The organism is Streptomyces pluripotens, assembly GCF_000802245.2.
Classification (GTDB): Bacteria; Actinomycetota; Actinomycetes; order Streptomycetales; family Streptomycetaceae; genus Streptomyces; species Streptomyces pluripotens.
The window spans coordinates 3,606,402-3,626,655 of the sequence record NZ_CP021080.1 but is presented as its reverse complement, the minus strand read 5'-3'; the positions used below and the strand labels follow the sequence as shown (position 1 = coordinate 3,626,655).

At 69.3% G+C, this 20,254-nt stretch carries 19 protein-coding genes and 1 tRNA gene; 13 read left to right on the top strand and 7 right to left on the bottom strand.

Annotation, left to right across the window (positions count from 1 at the left end; translation table 11 throughout):
- The first annotated feature begins 307 nt into the window (after positions 1-307).
- Positions 308-760 (top strand): hypothetical protein, encoded by a 453-nt coding sequence (locus tag LK06_RS16280; RefSeq protein WP_039654914.1) that lies wholly within the window; start codon positions 308-310, stop codon positions 758-760.
- Positions 761-878: 118 nt separating this feature from the next.
- Here LK06_RS16280 and LK06_RS16275 read toward each other — a convergent pair whose 3' ends face one another.
- The gene (locus LK06_RS16275) at positions 879-1,325 is read right to left on the bottom strand and encodes an ATP-binding protein (protein ID WP_039654915.1); all 447 of its coding nucleotides are present in this window, start codon (positions 1,323-1,325) and stop codon (positions 879-881) included.
- Positions 1,326-1,510: 185 nt separating this feature from the next.
- Here LK06_RS16275 and LK06_RS16270 point away from each other — a divergent pair, with 185 nt between their 5' ends.
- From LK06_RS16270 to LK06_RS16230, 9 genes are all read left to right on the top strand, one after another.
- Complete coding sequence (locus LK06_RS16270; RefSeq protein ID WP_039654916.1) at positions 1,511-2,386, top strand: hypothetical protein; 876 nt, start codon at positions 1,511-1,513, stop codon at positions 2,384-2,386.
- 156 nt (positions 2,387-2,542) lie between these two features.
- Positions 2,543-3,313 (top strand): YcnI family copper-binding membrane protein, encoded by a 771-nt coding sequence (locus LK06_RS16265; RefSeq protein ID WP_052270111.1) that lies wholly within the window; start codon positions 2,543-2,545, stop codon positions 3,311-3,313.
- Positions 3,314-3,403: 90 nt separating this feature from the next.
- A complete protein-coding gene (locus LK06_RS16260) occupies positions 3,404-4,057 on the top strand; it encodes an SCO family protein (protein ID WP_039654917.1) in 654 nt (217 codons plus the stop codon).
- The gene (locus tag LK06_RS16255; RefSeq protein WP_039654918.1) at positions 4,054-4,509 is read left to right on the top strand and encodes a copper chaperone PCu(A)C; all 456 of its coding nucleotides are present in this window, start codon (positions 4,054-4,056) and stop codon (positions 4,507-4,509) included. Before LK06_RS16260 ends, LK06_RS16255 begins: the two co-directional genes overlap by 4 nt.
- Before the next feature lie 13 nt (positions 4,510-4,522).
- Positions 4,523-6,520 carry a copper resistance CopC/CopD family protein gene (locus LK06_RS16250; protein WP_039654919.1) on the top strand — a complete coding sequence of 666 codons (1,998 nt, stop codon included), beginning with the start codon at positions 4,523-4,525 and terminating at the stop codon, positions 6,518-6,520.
- A gap of 8 nt (positions 6,521-6,528) precedes the next feature.
- Positions 6,529-7,812 (top strand): iron uptake transporter deferrochelatase/peroxidase subunit, encoded by a 1,284-nt coding sequence (gene efeB / locus LK06_RS16245; protein WP_039654920.1) that lies wholly within the window; start codon positions 6,529-6,531, stop codon positions 7,810-7,812.
- A 145-nt stretch (positions 7,813-7,957) separates the two neighbouring features.
- Positions 7,958-8,890: a prephenate dehydratase gene (gene pheA, locus LK06_RS16240; RefSeq protein WP_039654921.1), complete on the top strand. Its 933-nt coding sequence runs from the start codon at positions 7,958-7,960 to the stop codon at positions 8,888-8,890.
- Positions 8,891-9,521: 631 nt separating this feature from the next.
- Positions 9,522-10,799: a serine--tRNA ligase gene (gene serS, locus LK06_RS16235; RefSeq protein ID WP_043407209.1), complete on the top strand. Its 1,278-nt coding sequence runs from the start codon at positions 9,522-9,524 to the stop codon at positions 10,797-10,799.
- Positions 10,796-11,593, top strand: coding sequence for an HAD family hydrolase (locus LK06_RS16230; RefSeq protein WP_039654923.1), 798 nt, complete (start codon positions 10,796-10,798; stop codon positions 11,591-11,593). Before serS ends, LK06_RS16230 begins: the two co-directional genes overlap by 4 nt.
- A 128-nt stretch (positions 11,594-11,721) precedes the next feature.
- Here LK06_RS16230 and LK06_RS16225 read toward each other — a convergent pair.
- The 6 genes from LK06_RS16225 to LK06_RS16200 all read right to left on the bottom strand — a co-directional run bounded on the left by LK06_RS16225 (position 11,722) and on the right by LK06_RS16200 (position 16,107).
- Positions 11,722-11,809: transfer RNA gene (locus LK06_RS16225), tRNA-Ser, on the bottom strand.
- A gap of 451 nt (positions 11,810-12,260) precedes the next feature.
- The gene (locus tag LK06_RS16220; RefSeq protein ID WP_039654924.1) at positions 12,261-12,503 is read right to left on the bottom strand and encodes an SGM_3592 family protein; all 243 of its coding nucleotides are present in this window, start codon (positions 12,501-12,503) and stop codon (positions 12,261-12,263) included.
- Between the two features lie 93 nt (positions 12,504-12,596).
- Positions 12,597-13,316: an ABC transporter permease gene (locus tag LK06_RS16215; RefSeq protein WP_043432949.1), complete on the bottom strand. Its 720-nt coding sequence runs from the start codon at positions 13,314-13,316 to the stop codon at positions 12,597-12,599.
- A gap of 10 nt (positions 13,317-13,326) precedes the next feature.
- Positions 13,327-14,238, bottom strand: coding sequence for an ABC transporter ATP-binding protein (locus LK06_RS16210; RefSeq protein ID WP_039654926.1), 912 nt, complete (start codon positions 14,236-14,238; stop codon positions 13,327-13,329).
- Entirely contained in the window at positions 14,235-15,152 is a 918-nt protein-coding gene (locus LK06_RS16205) for an ABC transporter permease (RefSeq protein ID WP_039654927.1), read from the bottom strand. The genes LK06_RS16210 and LK06_RS16205 overlap by 4 nt, the downstream gene beginning before the upstream one ends.
- Positions 15,142-16,107, bottom strand: a complete 966-nt coding sequence (locus LK06_RS16200; protein WP_043433015.1) for an ABC transporter ATP-binding protein — start codon at positions 16,105-16,107, stop codon at positions 15,142-15,144. The genes LK06_RS16205 and LK06_RS16200 overlap by 11 nt, the downstream gene beginning before the upstream one ends.
- A gap of 245 nt (positions 16,108-16,352) precedes the next feature.
- Between LK06_RS16200 and LK06_RS16195 the strand changes: the two genes are divergently transcribed.
- The 3 genes from LK06_RS16195 to LK06_RS16185 all read left to right on the top strand — a co-directional run bounded on the left by LK06_RS16195 (position 16,353) and on the right by LK06_RS16185 (position 20,227).
- Positions 16,353-17,195: a M24 family metallopeptidase gene (locus tag LK06_RS16195; RefSeq protein ID WP_039654928.1), complete on the top strand. Its 843-nt coding sequence runs from the start codon at positions 16,353-16,355 to the stop codon at positions 17,193-17,195.
- On the top strand, positions 17,192-18,946 hold the full coding sequence (locus tag LK06_RS16190; protein ID WP_174673884.1) for an SDR family oxidoreductase: 1,755 nt from the start codon (positions 17,192-17,194) through the stop codon (positions 18,944-18,946). The genes LK06_RS16195 and LK06_RS16190 overlap by 4 nt, the downstream gene beginning before the upstream one ends.
- 732 nt (positions 18,947-19,678) lie before the next feature.
- Positions 19,679-20,227, top strand: a complete 549-nt coding sequence (locus LK06_RS16185; RefSeq protein WP_039654929.1) for an RNA 2'-phosphotransferase — start codon at positions 19,679-19,681, stop codon at positions 20,225-20,227.
- Positions 20,228-20,254: the final 27 nt, after the last annotated feature.

Sequence of the window (20,254 nt, the reverse complement as noted above, 5' to 3'; positions counted from 1 at the left end):
GACCGTCAGCCGACGGTTCGCCGGAAGCGGCACCGGCCGGACGAGCAGCGTCCCGGTGGTCGTGGGCGACGTGGGCAGGGATACGGGCACCAGTTCCCAGAGCGCCGTCGTCCGCGTAGACGGGGTTCGGGCTGGTCGTCACACGGACATTGCAGGTTCGGCCCCCCTTGACGGCCAGGGCACAGCCAGGCGCCCTGCAGTGTATTCCGGATCCGGCCAGTGTCCGGAATACTCCTGAGGGCTCCACCACCTGCCGGACGCGAAGGGCTCGTTCTCTCGAGGGTGACCGACGAGTCGAAGGAGAAAAGTGCGGCACCACATACGCCGGACGGCGCTCGCCCTAGCGGTCCTGGCGACAGCGGCGGCCCTTACCGCCTGCGCCGGAGCCAGCAGCGTCTCGGGCCGACTGGACGGTACGCGGCACCTCCCGCAGCAGACCAGGCGCGCGACCCGACCCCGCATGGTCAAACGCTGCCGGCCTGGCACCACACGGGTGCGGCACACCTCTGGCCGTGGCAGCAAGAAGCGCACCTGGTACACCACTGAGCACACCACCGTGTGCAGCACGGTGCGGCAGGGCACGGAGACCTACCGCAAGGTGATCCGCCCGGAACGCTGGTGCGTCGAATTGGACGACGTGAACGGCAAGAAGTCCAGGGACGAGATCTGGTACCAGGTCGGAAGGGGAACCTACCAGCGCGCCCTGGCGATTCAGGTCGGTGACCGGATGTCCTTCGTGCCCGAGGACGACGGCTGCTGAGCCCGGACCGACGGCCGCTGCGGACATCGTCGCCGCACCAGCCGCAGTCCCGGAACATCCGGTTGGAGGCAGCCCTCCGCCCCATCCCGCAGCGTTCCCTCCGTGCCCGCCACCAGCGCTACACCGCCAGCAGCGGCGCGTCCTTCCGCCACTTGAGGATCTTGTCGAAACTGACCACCGTCCCACCCCGACCGGGCCTGCCGATGTGCACGTGATCGGCCAGTTCCCGGATCAGACAGAGTCCGCGGCCGTGCTCGGCGTCCGGGTGGGCGGGCCGGATGTCCCGGGCGCGGGCGCTGAGTCCGGGACCGGAGTCGGCCACTTCGATCCGGCACTTCTCACCGTCCAGGTACGCGGTCACCCGGTACGCCTCCGAGGGGCCCACGGCGGTGACGGTCCCGCCGTGCTCGACGGCGTTCGCACAGGCCTCGCCTAATGCGACGGACAGGTCGTAGGAGATCTCCGGATCGACGCCCGCCGTCTCCATGGCACCGATCAGCAGCCGTCGGGCGAGTGGCACGCTCGCGGCCTCGCGGCGCAGATGGAGTGACCACCAGATGCTCATGCTCCAGCCTCCTGGCCGCGGCTCGACATACCGATAGGTATTGCCCCCGTAGGCGGCCATAAGCACTCCGTTGACGTGACCCCTCCCATACGGCCGATGCGCCCAGGGGCAAAACGGTGTACGTGGGGTACCTCCGGCGCCCTGCCGCAGGGCGCCGTCACGGGCAGTGGGATGATGAGGCCGCCATGACTGCCCCCCGCCCACACCCGGCGCACCCCGGAGCCGGGCTCCGGATCCTGCGGGCCGCGGTGTTCGCCGCGGTCTGCGTCGTGCTGGCTGCGGCCGGGCACGCGCTGGCCTCCGGCGCACGGGTGCCGCTGTGGACGCTGGGCGTGGGTTTCCTCTGCTGCCTGCTGCTCGTGGTGCCGCTCGCCGGACGGACGCGGTCGCTTCCGGGCATCGCCGCACTCCTCGCACTCGGCCAGATCACCCTGCACACGCTGTTCGGGCTGGGTCAGCAGGCGGTCGCTCTGGGCACAGCAAGGTCGGCGGGCACTGCGGGATCGGCGGGCACTGCGGAGTCGGCGGGCGTGGCCACCGGCTCCTCGCTGAACGACACGGCACTCGTCGAGCAGGCCTCGCGACTGCTGTGCGGATCGAGCTCAGCGTCCCTCACCCCCGGGCACGCCTTCCGGCTACTCCTCGATGCGCACCTCATCGACCGCCAGGGCCGACCGCTGACCGCCATGGGCAGCCTGCAGCACGCACGCGACACCGCCGCCGACTGCTGTTCGGCGCTGCTTCCCTCGCTGCCGATGCTGCTCGGCCACGTCCTCGCGGCGGTGACCGCAGGCTGGCTGCTGCGCCGAGGTGACCTGGCCGTGCTGCGGCTGATCGGACTGTCGGCGCACGGAGTCGCCGAGGCTGCGCTCGTACGATCGCTGCGTGCGGCGCTCACGCTGACACACCTCCTGTGCACCGGGCTGGTGCCCGTCGCCGGGCCGGCCGCACACGGCCGCCGTACCGCTTCGGACGACCCACCCGCCCCGCACACCACCGCGCTCCAGCACACGGTGATCCGACGCGGCCCGCCCGCTGGCGCCTTCCTCCTCGCGGCCTGACGCGACGCGCCCCGACCACTGCGCACCACCGGTGGAGAGAGGCGGCCGTCGCCCGGCTCGCACGCGTGCGCACGGCCGACGAAGCCGAGTGCCCCGGCCACCCGCACGCGCATCTCTCACCATCACCGGACTCACACGGAGTGGAGTGCTCCTGCCATGCAGGCTTCTCACGTCGTCTCCCGACGTACCACCTCGCGCCGGATCGGCTCACGTGCCGCAGCCGCCGCCGCGGTCGCGGGCGTGACCGTCCTGACCCTGTCCGCCCCCGCGTTCGCGCACGTCACCGTGCAGCCCGAGGGCACCGCGGCCAAGGGCGGCTACGCGGTCGTCGACTTCAAGGTCCCCAATGAGCGCGACAACGCCTCGACCACCAGGCTTGAGGTGAACTTCCCTGCCAGCCACCCGCTGGCCTCAGTCATGCCCGAACCCCTGGCCGGCTGGTCCGTGAAGGTCACCAAGACCAAGCTCGACCAGCCACTGGCCCTGCACGGCAGGAAGATCAACGAGGTCGTCTCCAAGGTCACCTGGACCGCCGACGGCAAGGGCATCCAGCCCGGCTACTTCCAGAAGTTCCCGCTCTCCATCGGCGCCCTTCCCGAGAACACCGGCCAGTTGGTGTTCAAGGCGGTCCAGACGTACTCCAACAAGGAGGTCGTGCGCTGGATCGAGGTGCCGCAGGAGGGCCAGGAAGAGCCGGAGAACCCGGCCCCGGTACTGGAGCTGTCGGCCGCGGCCGATGACCACCACGGCTCGGTCAACGCCCAGGACGCCTCCGACCGGACCGGCGAGACCGGGACGACACCCACCACCACGGACCCCGGCGGCAGCGACACCACCGCGCGCGTGCTCGGCGCGACCGGCATCGCCGTCGGACTCGCGGGGGTCGCCTACGGAGTCTTCGCCGGCCGCCGCCGGACCACTGCCTGAGCCCGCCTTCCGCCCGTGTACAAGGGGTCGTGCGACGCTGCGTGCGACCCCGGTACGCGCCGGAGTTTCCGACATCTGGGATGTTTCTCTATGCGTAAGAAGACCTTCGCCGCGGCCGCGCTGCTCGCCGCCGCCACCCTGACCCTCTCCGCCTGTGGCAGCGGGAACGATGACACTTCGCCGGTCACCGTGGTCTCCATGGATTCCGACTCGGATACGGCAGCGACCGTTCTCGACCAGCCGTTCGAGAAACCGGACCTCGTCCTCACCGACACGCACGGCAAGAAGTACGACCTCCGCAAGGAGACCCAGGGTCACCCGACCCTGGTCTACTTCGGCTACACCCACTGCCCCGACGAATGTCCGACGACGATGAGCAACATCGCCGTCGCCAAGAAGGCCCTGCCCAAGGCGGAGCAGAACGACCTCAGGGTCGTGTTCGTCACCACCGACCCCGGCCGTGACACCCCTGCCGCACTGGGCACGTGGCTCAATGGAATCGACCCCCAGTTCATCGGCCTGACCGGCGACTTCTCCACCATCCGGACCGCCGCCCGCTCACTGGGCATCGCCATCGAGCCGACCAAGAAGGACAAGAACGGCAAACTCGTGTCGGTGCACGGCACCCAGGTCATCGCGTTCTCGCCGAAGACCGACGCGGGATACGTCGTCTACGGCCAGCAGGCGACGGTGGATGACTACACCAAGGACCTGCCCAAGCTCGTCAAGGGAGCGAAGCCGTGAAGCGCCGTGCCCCGCTGACCGCGGTCGCACTCGCCGGTTCCCTGGCCCTCGCCGGGTGCTCCGGCTCCAGCTCCGGCACGGCAGATCTGTCCGTCAGTTCCCCGTACATGCCTCAGCCGGTCTCCGCCGACATGGCCGCAGGCTTCCTGACGATCACCAACAAGGGGGGTGCGAAGGACGAACTGACCTCGGTCAGCAGCGACATCGCGGGCCAGGTCACGATGCACAGCACCGTCGGCGGGGCCATGGAGGAGAAGTCCTCCTTCGTCATACCGGCGCACGGTCGGCTCGTGTTCAGGAGCGGCGCCAACCATCTGATGTTCGAGAAGCTGAAGCGCAAGCCGAAGCAGGGCCAGACGATCACCGTGAAGCTCACGTTCGCCGGGTCCGGTCCTCTCACCATCAGCATGCCGGTGAAGTCCGCCACCTCCGTCCCGTCGACCGGCCGCTGAGGGAGGGACCACGTTGACGCGGACCATCGCCCCTCGCTTGCGGACTCTGATGCTGCTGTTCCTCGCTGCCACCGGCACCCTGCTGGCGGGAGCGGGGCCGGCCTCCGCGCACGCGGCACTGACCGGCAGCTCCCCCGGGCAGGGGGTGGTGGTCCAGAAGGCACCCACCCGGGTATCACTCACCTTCTCCGAGAAGGTGGCGACGAACGACGACTCCCTGCGCGTCCTCGACCCCGGGGGCAAGCCGGTCCAGACCGGGCGGCCCGCCAACGTGAGCGGGACGACGTACGCCGTGCGCCTCAGGAACGGCCTGGCCCACGGCACCTACACGGTCACGTACCAGGTCGTCTCGGCCGACAGCCACCCGGTCTCCGGCGCCTACACCTTCTCCATCGGGGCACCCTCGCAGACCGTCGTCCCCAGTGACGGGCCGACCGTGGGTGGGGGAGTCGTGGGCGAGCTCTATGCCATCGGACGGTACGCCTCCTACGCCGGCTTCATCCTGCTCGCCGGCGGCGCAGCCTTCGTGCTCGCCTGCTGGCAGCGCGGCGCCCATGTTCGGGCCCTGCAGCGGCTGGTGGTCGGCGGCTGGCTGACGCTCACCGCGGCCACCCTGTCACTGCTGCTCCTGCGCGGCTCGTACACCACCTCGGGAAAACTCGCCGACGTCTTCGACCTCGGCCTGCTCGGCCAGGTCCCGCAGACCAGGGCCGGTACCGCGCTGGTCTCCCGGCTCCTGTTGCTCGCCGCCGCCGCGCTGTTCATCGCCGTCCTCTTCGGCGCCCACACCCGGCGGGAGGAGGATGCGGGGAAGCGCGACCTGACCCTAGGGCTCAGTCTCGGTGGAATGGCCGTGGCGGTCGGGCTCGCGACCAGCTGGGCGATGGCCGAACACGCCTCGGTCGGGCTCCAGCCGGGCATCGCCATGCCGGTCGACGTGGTGCATCTCCTCGCTGTGGCCGCGTGGCTGGGCGGTCTCGCCGGTCTCCTGGTCGCCCTGTACCGGGCCCCCGCCGAGACCCCGGTCGAGGCCGCAGCCGTCCGCCGCTTCTCGCGGATGGCCTTCGGTTCCGTCCTCGCGCTGATCGCCACCGGCATCTACCAGTCCTGGCGGCAGCTCGGCTCCTGGTCGGCGTTGACCGGGACCCGGTACGGCCAGCTGCTGCTGGTCAAGATCGGACTCGTGGCACTGTTGGTCGGTATCGCGTCGGCATCCCGGCGGTGGACGGCACAACTCGTCGACACGGCCACTCCCACGGGACCGCGCGCGGAGCGTGCACAGCAGGAGCACGCGTCCTCGGTCGCGGCCGGGCACGACTCCCAGCGACCCGCCGAGGACGGCGAGGCCACCAGGATCACGCGTTCCGGCGACAGCACAGGCGCCCAGGCCGCGAGCGTGGACGACGGCCGGAGCAACGGCGACGGTGACTCCCGACGGGCCGCCCAGCTCGCCCGGCAGCGGGCCGCCGTGGACGCCGCCCGGCAGAAGCGGCTGCGGGACGCCGACCCGATCCGCTTCGGGCTGCGCCGCTCGGTGCTCGCCGAGGCGGGCGTCGCGATCGTGCTGCTTGCCATCACCACCGCGCTGACCCAGACCGAACCGGGTCGTACCGAACAGGAAGTCAAGGCCGCCACGTCGTCCGCCGTGTCCGCCTCGGCCGATGCTCCGGACGCATTGGCCCTGAAGCTGCAGTTCGACACCGGCGGCGCCGACGGCAAGGGCGTCGTCAGCGTCGTCCTCGACCCCGCACGTCCGGGCGAAAACGAGATGCACCTGTACGTCCAGCGGCCCAACGGTCAGGCTTTCGACGTTCCGGAGGTGAAGATCTCCCTCACATGCGAAGCGAAGGAGATCGGGCCGCTCCGCGTCACCCCCGACCACATCTCGACCGGCCACTGGTCAGCGAGCGGGGTGCAGATCCCGATGGCCGGCGACTGGAAGATCGCCGTCACCGTGCGCACCTCCGACATCGACCAGACCACCGTCTCCAAGAACGCGCAGATCGGCTGAACGACACCATGCCTGACCAGTCCCCCCAGGAATCCCGTACGCCCGGCTCCGCGCTGCGGGGGCCCGTCGCCGGCAGCGGCGAAGGCCTCTCCCGACGCACACTGCTCGGCACCGCGGGAGCCACCGGAATCGTCCTGGGCTCGGCCGGCGGAGCCATCGGATACGCCGCCGCGCCCGCCCCGCCCACTCCACTGACCTCGATCGGCTCGGAGCGGGCGATGTTTCACGGGAAACATCAGTCCGGCATCACCGAGGGGCTCCAGGCACGCGGCCACATCGCCGCCTTCGACCTGGTGGCGGGCGCGGGCCGCAAGGAGGCGACGGCTCTGCTGCGCCGCTGGTCCACGACGGCCGAGCGGCTGATGGCAGGCGAGGCTGCCGCGCACGACGACACCGATGTGGCCCGGGACGCGGGACCGTCCTCGCTGACGATCACCTTCGGTTTCGGCCACAGCTTCTTCCAGCGGACCGGCCTGGAGAAGCAGCGACCGACCGCCCTCGACCCGCTACCGGACTTCTCCTCCGATCACCTCGACAAAGCCCGCAGTGACGGCGACCTGTGGGTCCAGATCGGTGCGAACGATCCCCTGGTCGCCTTCCACGCCCTGCGTGCGGTCCAGAAGGACGCGGGCGGCACGGCGCATCTGCGCTGGCAGATGAACGGCTTCAACCGCACCCCGGGCGCCACCGCCCACCCCATGACGGCCCGCAACCTCATGGGCCAGATCGATGGCACCGGTAATCCGAAGCCGATCGACCCCGACTTCGACCGGCGGATCTTCGTGCCCGCTCCGGGCGAGCCCGCCTGGATGGCGAACGGCTCCTACGCCGTCGTACGTCGGATCCGTATGCTCCTGGACGACTGGGAGAAACTGTCCCCGTCCGTCCAGGAACAGGTCATCGGGCGCCGCAAGGACGACGGGGCGCCGCTGTCCGGGGGCGGCGAGGCGACCCCGATGGACCTGCAGAAGACCGACTCCACGGGCGCGTACGTGGTCCCGCTCAACGCGCACGCCCGCATCACTCGGCCCGATCAGAGCGGTGGCGCGGCCATGCTGCGGCGCCCGTTCTCCTACCACGACGGCTTCGACGCGGACGGCACGCCGGATGCCGGTCTTCTCTTCATCTGCTGGCAGGCGGACCCACTGCGCGGCTTCGTACCAGTGCAGCGCAAGCTCGACCGGGGCGACGCCCTGTCGACGTTCATCCGGCACGAGGCGAGCGGTCTCTTTGCCGTGCCGGGCGGCCCGGCAAAGGGGGAATACGTGGGACAGCGGCTGTTGGAAGGCTGATCGCGGCCGTGGTGGCGACGGGCTCAGGTGAATCCCCTAGGCGAGGTGGCGGTCCCGACTGTCCTGTCGCGATTCAAACCACCCGGTCGGGTGGCTCTCGTGAGACGGATACGCCGAGCCGCCGGGCCGCTATTAGGGTGAGGTCATGCCAGCGAGCTATGCGTATCTCGGTCCCGAGGGCACCTTCACCGAAGTCGCCCTGCGCACGCTTCCGGAAGCGGCCACCCGGAAGCTGGTTCCCTACGTGTCGGTGCAGTCCGCACTGGACGCGGTACGGGCCGGCGACGCCGAGGCGGCCTTCGTGCCGATCGAGAACTCCGTCGAGGGCGGCATCACCACCACCCTCGACGAACTGGTCGCGGGCGAACCGCTGATGATCTACCGCGAGGTGCTGCTGTCGATCACCTTCGCGCTCCTGGTCCGGCCCGGCACGAAGCTCGCCGACGTCAAGACGGTCTCCGCCCACCCCGCAGCCCAGCCCCAGGTGCGCAACTGGCTGCGCAAACACCTCCCGGACGCCGTGTGGGAGTCGGCCGCCTCCAACGCGGACGCCGCCCGGCTGGTCCAGGAGGGACGCTACGACGCCGCCTTCGCCGGCGAGTTCGCCGCGGCCCGGTACGGGCTTGAAGCCCTGGAGACCGGGATCCACGACGCGGAGAACGCACAGACCCGTTTCGTGCTGGTCGGCCGCCCTGCCCGGCCCGCCGCGCCGTCCGGCGCCGACAAGACCTCGGTGGTGCTGTGGCAGCGCGACGACCACCCGGGCGCTCTGCGCGACCTGCTCGGTGAATTCGCCTCGCGCGGCATCAACCTCATGTTGCTGCAGTCCCGGCCGACCGGCGCCGGCATCGGCCATTACTGCTTCTGCATCGACGCCGAGGGGCATATTGCCGACCGACGGATGGCCGAGGCGCTCATGGGGCTCAAGCGGATCTGTCTCCAGGTTCGTTTCCTTGGTTCCTATCCGCGCGCCGACATCACGCCGGACGCGGCCCGGCCGAAGTTTCCGGGCACGTCCGACGAGGAGTTCATGGCCGCGGCGGACTGGGTGGCACGCTGCCAGGACGGCCGGTTCTAGGCGGGCGTGCCGGCGCAGCCGTTCCTGGCAGGCCCCTGGGCGCGATCGGCGCTACCGGCCGTGGTGCCGGTCCGTAGCCGTGAAGTGGTAAGACCGGCAGATCATCGTTATCCACAGAGGTTATCCACAGGGGCTCTTCTCGATCTGGGGACAAGTCGACAACGAGGAGCCATCGGGTCGACAAATCGCCCTATGGTCCCCAGGCCGACCCACCGGCGCATGACTCACACTTCGTCCACCTGTTTCCTTTGGTTCATCTCTTGGAGCGACCGTTTTCCACCCGAACGTGGGTGTCAGTGGGGTTTGACCCGGGAATTCTTTACCGCATCCATCAGTTCCGGAGTGATCAATTCCGAAATCCACAGAACTTCCACACAGCCTGTGGATAACTCTTCAGGGCGCATGGATCCCTGTGGATAACAGGGATCCCAAGTCCCGCTCCACGCAAGGGAGTCCGGTCAACCGGGCGCCCGACACCTGCCTCGTCCCAGGGAGTGAGACGCTTTCCCCTTGACGGATAAGACACGCTCGGCATTTACCACACAACGGAACGTAAGCCGCGAATCCGAACTAATCACTCGCGGGAATAGTGATTCGTGAGCGGGAACCCGGCACCGGTAGCCTTGGCCCCGTGATTGACCTTCGCCTGCTCCGTGAGGACCCCGACCGTGTGCGCGCGTCCCAGCGCGCCCGTGGAGAGGACGTCGCGCTCGTCGACGCCCTCCTGTCTGCCGACGAGCGGCGCAGGTCCTCCGGCGTCCGCTTCGACGAACTACGTGCCGAGCAGAAGCAACTCGGCAAGCTGATCCCCAAGGCCACCGGGGACGAGAAGGCCGAACTGCTGGGACGTGCCGAGCAGTTGAAGGCCGATGTCAAGGCTGCCGACGCCGAGCGCGATGCGGCCGACACCGAGACCCAGCAGCTCCTGGTCCAGCTCGGCAACCTCGTCCACCCCGACGTACCGGTCGGTGGTGAGGAGGACTTCGTCACTCTGGAGACGCACGGCGCCATCCGCGACTTCGGCGCCGAGGGCTTCGAGCCCAAGGACCACCTGGAACTCGGCCAGCTGCTCGGCGCGATCGACGTCGAGCGCGGGGCCAAAGTTTCCGGCTCCCGCTTCTACTTCCTCACCGGCGTCGGCGCCCTGCTCGAATTGGCCCTGGTGAACGCCGCGATCGCCCAGGCCACTGCGGCCGGGTTCACACCGATGCTCACCCCGGCGCTGGTGCGCCCGCAGTCCATGGCAGGCACCGGTTTCCTCGGCCAGGCAGCCCAGGACGTCTACCACCTCGACAAGGACGACCTGTACCTGGTCGGCACCTCCGAGGTCCCGCTGGCGGCCTACCACATGGACGAGATCATCGACGCCGACCGGCTGCCGCTGCGATACGCGGGCTTCTCGCCCTGCTTCCGCCGTGAGGCCGGCTCACACGGCAAGGACACCCGGGGCATCTTCCGTGTGCACCAGTTCGACAAGGTCGAGATGTTCTCGTACGTCTCCCCCGGTGATTCGCAGGCGGAGCACAAGCGCCTACTGGAGTGGGAGAAGCAGTGGCTGACCTCGCTGGAGCTGCCGTTCCGCGTCATCGACGTGGCCTCCGCCGACCTCGGCGCCTCGGCCGCCCGTAAGTACGACTGCGAGGCGTGGATCCCGACCCAGGGCAAGTACCGGGAGCTCACCTCCACCTCGGACTGCACCGAGTTCCAGTCCCGTCGCCTGTCCATCCGCGTCCGCGACGGCAAGCAGATCAAGCCGCTGGCCACGCTCAACGGCACCCTGTGCGCCGTGCCGCGCACGATCGTGGCCATCTTGGAGAACCACCAGCAGGCCGACGGCTCGGTCCGCGTGCCCGAGGTGCTGCGCCCGTTCCTGGGAGGCCGGGAGGTACTGGAGCCGGTGGCCCGGTGAGCTTCCCGTACGGGCTGGTCGCCACCGACCTCGACGGCACACTCCTGCGCTCGGACGAGTCGGTCTCGCAGCGCACTCGTGACGCGCTCGCCGCGGCCACCGCGGCGGGCGCCGCACACATCGTCGTCACCGGCCGTTCGGTCCCCTGGACCCGGCACATCCTGGACGACCTCGATTACCGTGGCCTCGCCGTCTGCGGCCAGGGCGCGCAGGTCTACGACGCCGGCGCCCACCGCCTGCTGACCTCGGTCACCCTGGACCGGCAGTTGGCCGGCGTGGCTCTGGCCAAGATCGAGGCCGAAGTGGGCCCGCTGTACCTGGCGGCCAGCCGGGACGGGCTCGACGGCGACGTGCTGGTGGGCCCCGGCTACGCGGTCACCGGCAAGCTGCCCGCAACCCCGTTCACGGATGTCTCGGATCTGTGGGCGGCTCCCCTCAACAAGATCTACGTACAGCATCCGACGCTGGGCGACGACGAATTGGCGGACACCGCCCGGCAGGCGGCCGGGGGCTTCGTCACGGTGGCCATGGCGGGCGAGGGCATCGTGGAGTTGCTGCCCCTCGGCCTGTCCAAGGCCACGGGGCTGTCTCTCGCCGCCCGCCGCCTGGGTCTGAAGGCCGCTGACACGATCGCGTTCGGCGACATGCCCAACGACATCCCCATGTTCGGCTGGGCAGCCCGGGGTGTCGCGATGGCCAACGCCCACGAGGAGCTGAAGGCGGTCGCCGACGAGGTGACGGCCTCCAGCGAGGAGGACGGCATCGCGGCGGTTCTGGAGCGGTTCCTGGGATGAAGATGGCTCGGAACCAGGAATTCCGGGCATGTGCAACGGGTACCACGGGCCGCGAAACGCGTGTGCGGCCTACTCGTTCAGGGCCGTTGCTGAAGCGGGAACCCGTGAATCCCGTAGACAGCGTCTCGCGGAGGATGCACGGATCGAACGTGCGCGGGCTTTCCAGGCCCGACCTTGGCTGAGCAAGCCAGTGCCTTACCACTCGGCCAATCCTCCGGGTGGGCGGCCCACGCGAGAGCGACATCGCGTGCTCGAAGCGGCCGCCCCGGGCAGCTTCCCGTGCGGTACGGGCTCGACGGTGGGGCAACTACACCGGAGCCCTCCCCGGGCCGCCCTGCCGGAAGCCGGACGTACTGTCGTGCAGGGACATCGCCCGGCTCCTCTCCCGGCTCGTGGTGCCGGGCCATTCCCGGCGGATGGTGTACAACCACTCTGCCCTGGAGCCGAGTGGGACGCCACCGAATTAACCGGCGGCGGCCTTGCAGAAATGGGCCGAGGACGGTACCGCCCGACTCGATCGCATCAGTTCCACAACCGCTGCTGACCGGCAGGGAGCCGCTGGACGACGAACCGACCGGCGGGCCCTCACCGCCGACGGGACCGCACCACCAGCGAGCCACGGCCGGCGGATACGCACCACCAGCGAGCCCTCACCCACAAACACGCCCTACCGGCGCCGCCACCGACGCCTGCGAGCCTTGCTGAAGAACCAGCCCGCCGGCGGCTCGTCGGAACGCCACGGCTGCGGCTCCGGCGCCTCACCCCGCCAGCGGGCGGCGAGCATCCGGGCCCGGGCGGAGGGCTCGGACGCAGCGGCGGCCCGTATGAACGCCTCGTCCAGCACCACGCCGTCCCAGGCGTCATCGGCGGATCGTCCCCGTGCCGCGTGCTGCGGCATCTCCTCACCCATCTGCGGCCTCCCAGCCGTGCATCGGCCGTCCCCAGTGTGCCCGGCCCGAAGTGAAGTCCCCGTCAAGGCCGCAGACAAGGCCGCAGACAAGGCCTACTCCTCGCCGGCCAGCGTCAGCGCCCGCAGCTTCTGGCCCGCGTACCAGGTGGCCAGGACGGTGACCGCCACCAGCAGCACGGTGGCTGTGGACAGCCCCACGTCGGAGGTCACCAGGTCCCCACCGGCGACCTGGTGAGCGACGGCCAGCGACCACTGCTGGACACTCAGCGTCCGTGCGCCGGGCACCAGGGAGCCGAACAGCGCCTCCCAGACCAGTGCGTAGACGAGCCCGAAGACCACCGCGTGCCGGGAGACCGTGCCCAGCAGCAGGAAGAGCGCCGAGTAGGCGATGGAGGAAACCAGCGCGGCGACCGTGTAGGCCACGGCGATCTGCTGGCCGTTGCCGTTCAGGATCAGGCCCGCGATCAGCGTCGGTACCGCCGAGAAGACCATGGTCACCGCGATGGCGACGATCAGCTTGGTGAAGATGATCGCCGGCCGCTTCAGCGGCTTGGACAGCAGATAGACGACGGAACCGTCGTCGATCTCGGGGCCGATCGCGCCGGTGCCGGCGATGACACCGATGATCGGCACCATGGTGGCGATCGCGAAACCGCCGAGGACGTCCGAGGCGGTCTGGTCATCAGCGCCGGTCAGGCCGCGTACGGCCACGGCGATGACGATCAGTAGCAGAGGCAGCGCGCCCAGAATGAGGGCCCGGCGTCGGCCGAGCAGGGCCCGGTAGGTGAGCCGGGCGACGGTGGGGTCGTACATCTTCGGCCTCCTACGCCGCGACCAGGTACGAGAAGACGGACTCCAGGGACTCGTCGGACGGCGAGACCGTGAGCAGCCGAATGCCGTGGTCCCTGGCGACCTTCGGCAGCAGGGCCGTGAAGCGGCCGAAGTCGACGGCCTGGATGCGCAGCGCGCCCTCGGCCTGATCGACCTCGATACCGGACGTCGACGGGTCGGCGATCAGTGCCGCCGCCAGCGCGCGATCGTCGCTGGACCGCACCAGATAGCGGTGTGGACGATCGGTCATCAGCCGACGGATCCGGCGGAAGTCACCGCTGGCCGCGTGCCGTCCGGCGACGACGACCTCGATGTGCCGGGCGAGTTGCTCGACTTCTTCGAGGATGTGCGAGGAGAACAGCACCGTGCGGCCCTCGTCGCCCATCTTCCGCAGGAGATCCATGAGGTGCATGCGCTGGCGCGGGTCCATGCCGTTGAACGGCTCGTCGAGCAGCAGCAGGGACGGATCGTGGACGAGCGCGGAGGCCATCTTCACGCGCTGCCGCATGCCTTTGGAGTAGGTGGAGATCTTCCGATCCTGCGCGTACTCCATCTCGACCGTTGCCAGGGCTCGTTGGGCAGCCTTCTCGCCCAGGCCGTGCAGTTCCGCGTTGGCCACGACGAACTCGCGGCCGGTGAGGAAGTCGTACATCGCCTCCCGCTCGGGGACAATGCCGATGTGCCGGTAGATGGCGTCGTTGCGCCACACCGGCTGCCCGTCCAGGGTGACCGTGCCGGTGGAGGGGGCGAGGAAACCGCCCATCATGTTGATCAGGGTGGACTTTCCTGCGCCGTTGGGCCCGAGCAGGCCGGTGACGCCCGGTCCGATGGCCATGGTGATGTCGTTGACGGCGACCACGTTGCCGAACCAGCGGGAGACGTGGTCGAGGCTGAGGGTCGTCACATTCCCACCTTCTGGTAGCGGCGCATCAGGAGGCCGTAACTGCCGGCGATCAGACCGAGGACGACCAGGACGTAGACCACACCCTGCCCGACTGACGGGTCGACCGCTCCGGGATTGCGGGCGGTCGCGCCCAGGAAGGCCGACTGGACGCCGTCGATGAGCGTGACCGGCGAGAACAGGCCGATCCACGGGACGGCACCGGTGTTGCCGTGGGTGTAGGCGATCGCCTGCAGCGTGGACACCGCGCCGTAGGAGATGATCAGCACGGCGATCACCGCGGCGATGCCGAAGCCCCGGCGCGGGGTGAAGGCGGCGATGACCAGGCTGATGCCGGCGAACAGCAGGGAGAGCAGGGCCACTGAGACCAGTCCCTCGGCGAATTCCTTCGTCTGATGGGCGAAGCCCAGTTTGGACAACAACGCCCCGACGTACATCACGAGCAGCGGGGCGGCGGTGAGGACGAAGATCGCCGAGGCGAGCGCCGCGAACTTCGCGCGGACGTAGTCGGCGGTCTCGATGGGCCGCGAGAAGTACAGCGGCACGGTCTTGAAACGCAGATCGCGGGAGACGGCCTGGGGCGCCTGCGAGGCGACGTACAGGCTGATCACGGCCTGCAGCATGATCGCGTAACGCGTGTAGACGACCGGGAGTTCGTGCGCCTTGGTGGCCACGGCCACGGCCACCATGATGGCGGCGGGCAGGCACATCACCACGAACAGCAGCATCGGGAGCACCTTGGACTTCACCGAACGGCCGAGTCCGTAAGCACCGCGCAGGGACTGCGAGTACAGCGATCGGCGGGCGTAGGCACGGCCGAGACGCGGGCCTTCGTAGCCGCGGTAGCCGATGTCGTGGATGCGGGTCTGGTCGCCGGAGGGCGGGACCGCTGTGTGCAGGGGCTGCTCAACCGCCATGGCCGACGGGCTCCTTCCGCTGCTCGTCGCTGCTGGTGAACACCTCGGAGATGTGGTGTCGCCGCTGCTCCATGCGCACCAGGCCGAGTCCGAGGTCGGCGACCACGTCCCGGACGATGTCGTACGTCTCCTCGCCCTCGGCGGTCAGCAGCAGCACGCGTCCGGCACCGGGCAGGCCCCCGCTCTCGGGGTGGATGTCTGCCCCCCGCGCATGAAGCGCCTCGCGTACGGCGCGGGTGCCGTCGGGATGGGCGTCGCTGTCGGTGACCTCGATCGCGAGGGTGGTCGTGGTCTGGGTGAAGTCGGTGGTGGAACTGGAGCGCAGCAGCGTGCCGCCGTCGATGACGACGACATGGTCGCAGGTGCGCTCCAGTTCGCCGAGCAGGTGCGAGGTGACCAGGACCGAAATACCGAAGTCGGTGTGGATGCGGCGGATCAGACCGAGCATCTCGTCCCGGCCGACCGGGTCGAGGCCGTTGGTCGGCTCATCCAGGAAGACCAGCCGCGGGTCGTGCACCAGGGCCTGGGCGAGCTTCACCCGCTGCTTCATGCCGGTCGAATAGCCACCGATCGGACGGTAGCGCTCCTCGTACAGGCCGACGTGACGCAGGGTGTCCGCGGTGCGCTCGCGTGCGGCGGCAGGTGGCAGACCGGACATGCGGGCCATGTGGACGACGAACTCGGTGGCCGACACGTCCGGCGGCAGGCAATCGTGCTCCGGCATGTACCCGACGCGCTCGCGGATGGCGGCACCCTTGGTGGCGACGTCGAGTCCGAGCACCTCGGCGCTGCCCTCCGTGGCGGGGGATAGACCCAGCAGGATCTTGATCAGGGTGGACTTGCCGGCGCCATTGGCTCCGACGAGTCCGGTCACACCGGGCCCGATGTCCACGGACAGCCGGTCGAGCGCGGTCACCCGGGGGAACCGCTTGCTCAGGCATTCGGTCGCGATCACAGTCACGCCGTCGACGGTAGTGATCCGGGCCACGTCCGTCGTCAGACCTCAGAGCCCTCTTCGCGTCCGACCCAGGTATGACGGGCCCCTAGGGATCCCCACCGGGTCGGTCCACGACCCACCGACCGGGCACCGTCCACAGCCTCGCCTCCCGCCTATTGACGCCGCCTCTAACAACTGTCACATTCACCAGTGTCAAGTTACGGACACGTACCGCGGTCGACGCAACGACGGGACAGGGCGGCATGACGACGGCAGTGAGCGGCGGACTCGCCGCGCAGTTGCAGGGGTTCAGGCGGGTGCAACACCTCGCCTACGAATGCGCGGAGGCGGTCGCGGCACGGTTGGAACCGGGCGTGACCGAACGCGAGGCGGCGCGGATGCAGCGGGAGTGGCTGCGCGAGCGCGGGGTGCGGGACTGGTTCCACCTGCCCTTCGCCTGGTTCGGCGACCGCACGGCGTTCGTGAACTTCCGCGTACCCCTGCAGTTCTTCCCGACGAGCCGGGCCCTGGAGCCCGGGATGCCCTTCATCCTGGACATGGCGCCGGTGTACGAGGGGTGCACGGCGGACATCGGCTACTCCGGCTCACTCGGTGCCAACCCGGTTCAGGACCGGCTCATGGCCGACCTAGAAGCGCACCGGGAACTCATCCTGCACCAGGTGCGCGAGCGGCGCTCGCTGCGCGAGATCTACGAGAACGTGGACCGGCTCATGGTCCGCCAGGGCTATGCCAACCGGCATCGCGCCTACCCCTTCGGTGTGATCGCCCACAAGGTGGACCGGGTGAAGCAGCGCCGCTTCTCCACCCACCTCTTCGGGTTCGGCACCCAGTCCCTGAAAGGCCTGGCCGCCGATGCGCTGCACGGCCACCGCGAGGGCTGGTCACCGCTGTGGTCGCCGCACCGCTTCTCGGACCACCCACCGCAGCCGGGCCTGTGGGCGGTCGAACCTCACCTCGGCTTCCGGGGCACGGGCGCGAAGTTCGAGGAGATCCTGGTGGTCACCGACTCCCGGGACCCCGAGGAGAGCGCCTTCTGGCTGGACGACGATCTGCCGCACGTGCGGCGCTGGGCGGAGGAGAAGTGACACTGGAAGACGCGCGGGAGCGCTGGGTGCGGACCGGCGGGGTGGAGCTGTGCGTGGCCGAACTCGGTGACCCGGAGCAGCCGACGGTGGTGTTGGTGCACGGCTACCCGGACAGCAAGGAGGTCTGGTCGGAGGTCGCAGGCCGCCTCGCGGACCGCTTCCACGTGGTCCTGTACGACGTCCGGGGCCACGGCCGCTCCACGGCTCCGATGCCACTGCGCGGCGGCTTCACCCTCGCCAAGCTCACCGACGACTTCCTGGCCGTCGCGGACGCGGTCAGCCCCGGCCGACCCGTGCACCTGGTCGGACACGACTGGGGCTCGGTGCAGTCCTGGGAGTTCGTCACGTCCGGCCGCGCGGAGGGCCGTATAGCGTCCTTCACCTCGATGTCCGGACCCTCCCTGGACCACTTCGGACACTGGATCAACGCGCGCGTGAAGCGGCCGACGCCCCGCCGGGTGGGCCAGCTCCTCGGCCAGGGCGCCAGGTCCTGGTACGTGTACCTGCTGCACACACCGGTCCTGCCCGAGCTGGCCTGGCGTGGCCCGCTCGGCAAGCGCTGGCCCAGGATTCTGCAGCGGATCGAGAAGGTCCCCGGGCACGACTACCCCACCGCCTCCCTGCCGTCCGACGCGGCGCACGGCGCCTGGCTGTACCGGGACAACGTCCGCGCCCGGATGCGCCGGCCCCGCACGGATGCATTCGCACATGCGCCCGTGCAGCTCATCACACCCCAAGCGGACGCGTTCCTCTCGGAACGCCTGTACGACGACCTGGAGCAGTGGGTACCGCGGCTCACCCGCCGCACACTCCCGGCGAAACACTGGATTCCGCGTACCCGACCCGATCAACTCGTCTCCTGGATAGAGGAATTCATCATGTCCGTGGAGGGCGGGCGTCCCGCCCCCCATGCCACCGGTCGCCATGCGGAGCGCTTCGGGGGGCAGTTGGTGCTGGTCACCGGGGCGGGCAGCGGGATCGGCCGGGCGACGGCCTTCGCGTTCGCCGAGGCCGGAGCACGTGTGGTGGCAGTCGACCGCGACGCCGAGGCCGCGGCCCGCACCGCCGAGCTGTCCCGGCTGACCGGCGCCCCCGAGGCCTGGGCCGAGACGGTCGACGTCTCCGACGAGCAGGCCATGGAGAAGCTCGCGGAGAAGGTCCACCGCGCGTACGGCGTGCTGGATGTTCTGGTCAACAACGCGGGCATCGGCCTGTCCGGCTCCTTCTTCGCCACCTCCACCGACGACTGGCGCAGGATCTTGGACGTGAATCTCTGGGGCGTGCTCCACGGTTGCCGCCTCTTCGGGGCGCGGATGGCCGAGCGGGGTCAGGGCGGTCACATCGTCAACACCGCCTCCGCAGCGGCATACCAGCCCTCACGGGCGCTGTCCGCCTACAGCACCTCCAAAGCGGCAGTGCTGATGCTCTCCGAGTGCCTACGCGCCGAACTCGCCGGTCAGGGAATCGGGGTGAGCGCGATCTGCCCCGGCTTCGTCAACACCAACATCACTGCCACGGCCCGCTTCGCCGGCGTCGATGAGGCCGAGGAACGGCGCCGCCAGAAGAGCTCCGCCCGGTTGTACGGGATGCGCAACTACCCGCCGGAGAAGGTGGCCGCGGCGATTCTGGACGCGGTGGCCCGTAACAAGGCGGTCGTACCGGTGACTCCCGAGGCACGCGGAGCGCATCTCATGTCCCGCTTCCTCCCCGGGGCGTTGCGGCGCGTAGCACGGCTGGAGCCGAGGCTGTGACCGCAGCAGGACGTCACACCGCTGCGCTCACGCCAGTACTGTGCAGAGCAACATCCCGGCCGCAGGCCGTGCGGCGGCGGGCTGGGCTTCCGCGTTCCCCGTCCTCACGAGCTGGCTGTGGCACCAGAGTTGCATGCTGCCGGAGTGCCGCGGTCTGCAGACTCCAGCCACCTGGGGGAGTTGAGGGGCAGGTCCAACACATCGCCGCCCGTTTCCTGGAGTTCACTACCGAGTACGTCTTCGCCCGCTATCTGGACGATCCGGCGCCTCCGTACGGACGCTCATGCGGCCGACGCAGCCGCACTCGTACGGCGGCTGCGCCCGCTGGCCCGGCAGACCGTTGGTGCCGAACCGGCCCGGGCCATACACCTGTTCGCCCCACATCACCTCCGTGCGTACCTTGCCGTGGACAAAGAGGTGGAGCCGCAGCTCGGCACGCGCCCCGTCCAGTTTGCCACCGAGACGATCACTGCCATGGAAAGGCTTGTTGGTCGGGAACACGCTGCTGCATTCTGCTCACTGAGCACCGAACAGGGGCTTTGGGCCAGAATGTTGGACAAAATGAGGTTAACTTGTCTATGCAACAGAAAAGTTGCTCAAACACACTGAAATCTATGGCCAGTTGTCCACAGATGCTTCAATTCCTTTGTGGATAAGCCTTCCTGACTGTGGATCAAACCTGGTGCCAAAAAATGACCTGCGTGATCCGCGTCTCAGCCGCAGTCTGGATGCATGGACGAAACACGCGCCGTCAAGATGTCGAAGTACCTCTCCAAACACCTGCGCCACCAGCCGCGGCTCATCGGAATCGCACCGGACCCGGGCGGCTGGGTGGAAATCGAGGCACTGATCAACGCGGCCACCGCCAACGGATTCGGTTTCACCCGTGAGGAGCTGGACCACGTAGTGGCTGTCAACGACAAACGGCGCTTCGAGATCGAGGGAACAAGAATCCGCGCCAGCCAGGGCCACAGCATCGAGGTCGACCTCGGCCTGCCCCAGGCGGTCCCGCCGCCGTATCTCTACCACGGGACCGTCGCCCGCAATCTGAATGCGATCCGGGCCGAGGGAATCCGCCCGATGGACCGGAACGATGTACACCTGTCCGCGGACCGGCAAACCGCCACCCGCGTGGGCGCCCGCCGCGGCCGACCCGTAGTGCTCGCCGTCGAGGCCGGCGCCATGCACCACGACGGCTACGTGTTCCGCGTCAGCTCCAACGGCGTCTGGCTGACCGGGGCCGTGCCCCCGGGCTACCTGCGCCTGCCCGGCCCACGCTGACGTGTGCGCCGCGGGCGAGGACAATCA

Bases quoted from the DNA above. Each gene is read 5' to 3' on its own strand.
- LK06_RS16220 (WP_039654924.1), bottom strand. From the start codon at position 12,503: ATGGGTGAGGAGATGCCGCAGCACGCGGCACGGGGACGATCCGCCGAT.
- LK06_RS16185 (WP_039654929.1), top strand. From the start codon at position 19,679: ATGGACGAAACACGCGCCGTCAAGATGTCGAAGTACCTCTCCAAACAC.
- LK06_RS16275 (WP_039654915.1), bottom strand. From the start codon at position 1,325: ATGAGCATCTGGTGGTCACTCCATCTGCGCCGCGAGGCCGCGAGCGTG.
- LK06_RS16265 (WP_052270111.1), top strand. From the start codon at position 2,543: ATGCAGGCTTCTCACGTCGTCTCCCGACGTACCACCTCGCGCCGGATC.
- LK06_RS16205 (WP_039654927.1), bottom strand. From the start codon at position 15,152: ATGGCGGTTGAGCAGCCCCTGCACACAGCGGTCCCGCCCTCCGGCGAC.
- LK06_RS16270 (WP_039654916.1), top strand. From the start codon at position 1,511: ATGACTGCCCCCCGCCCACACCCGGCGCACCCCGGAGCCGGGCTCCGG.
- LK06_RS16260 (WP_039654917.1), top strand. From the start codon at position 3,404: ATGCGTAAGAAGACCTTCGCCGCGGCCGCGCTGCTCGCCGCCGCCACC.
- pheA (WP_039654921.1), top strand. From the start codon at position 7,958: ATGCCAGCGAGCTATGCGTATCTCGGTCCCGAGGGCACCTTCACCGAA.
- LK06_RS16215 (WP_043432949.1), bottom strand. From the start codon at position 13,316: ATGTACGACCCCACCGTCGCCCGGCTCACCTACCGGGCCCTGCTCGGC.
- efeB (WP_039654920.1), top strand. From the start codon at position 6,529: ATGCCTGACCAGTCCCCCCAGGAATCCCGTACGCCCGGCTCCGCGCTG.
- LK06_RS16195 (WP_039654928.1), top strand. From the start codon at position 16,353: ATGACGACGGCAGTGAGCGGCGGACTCGCCGCGCAGTTGCAGGGGTTC.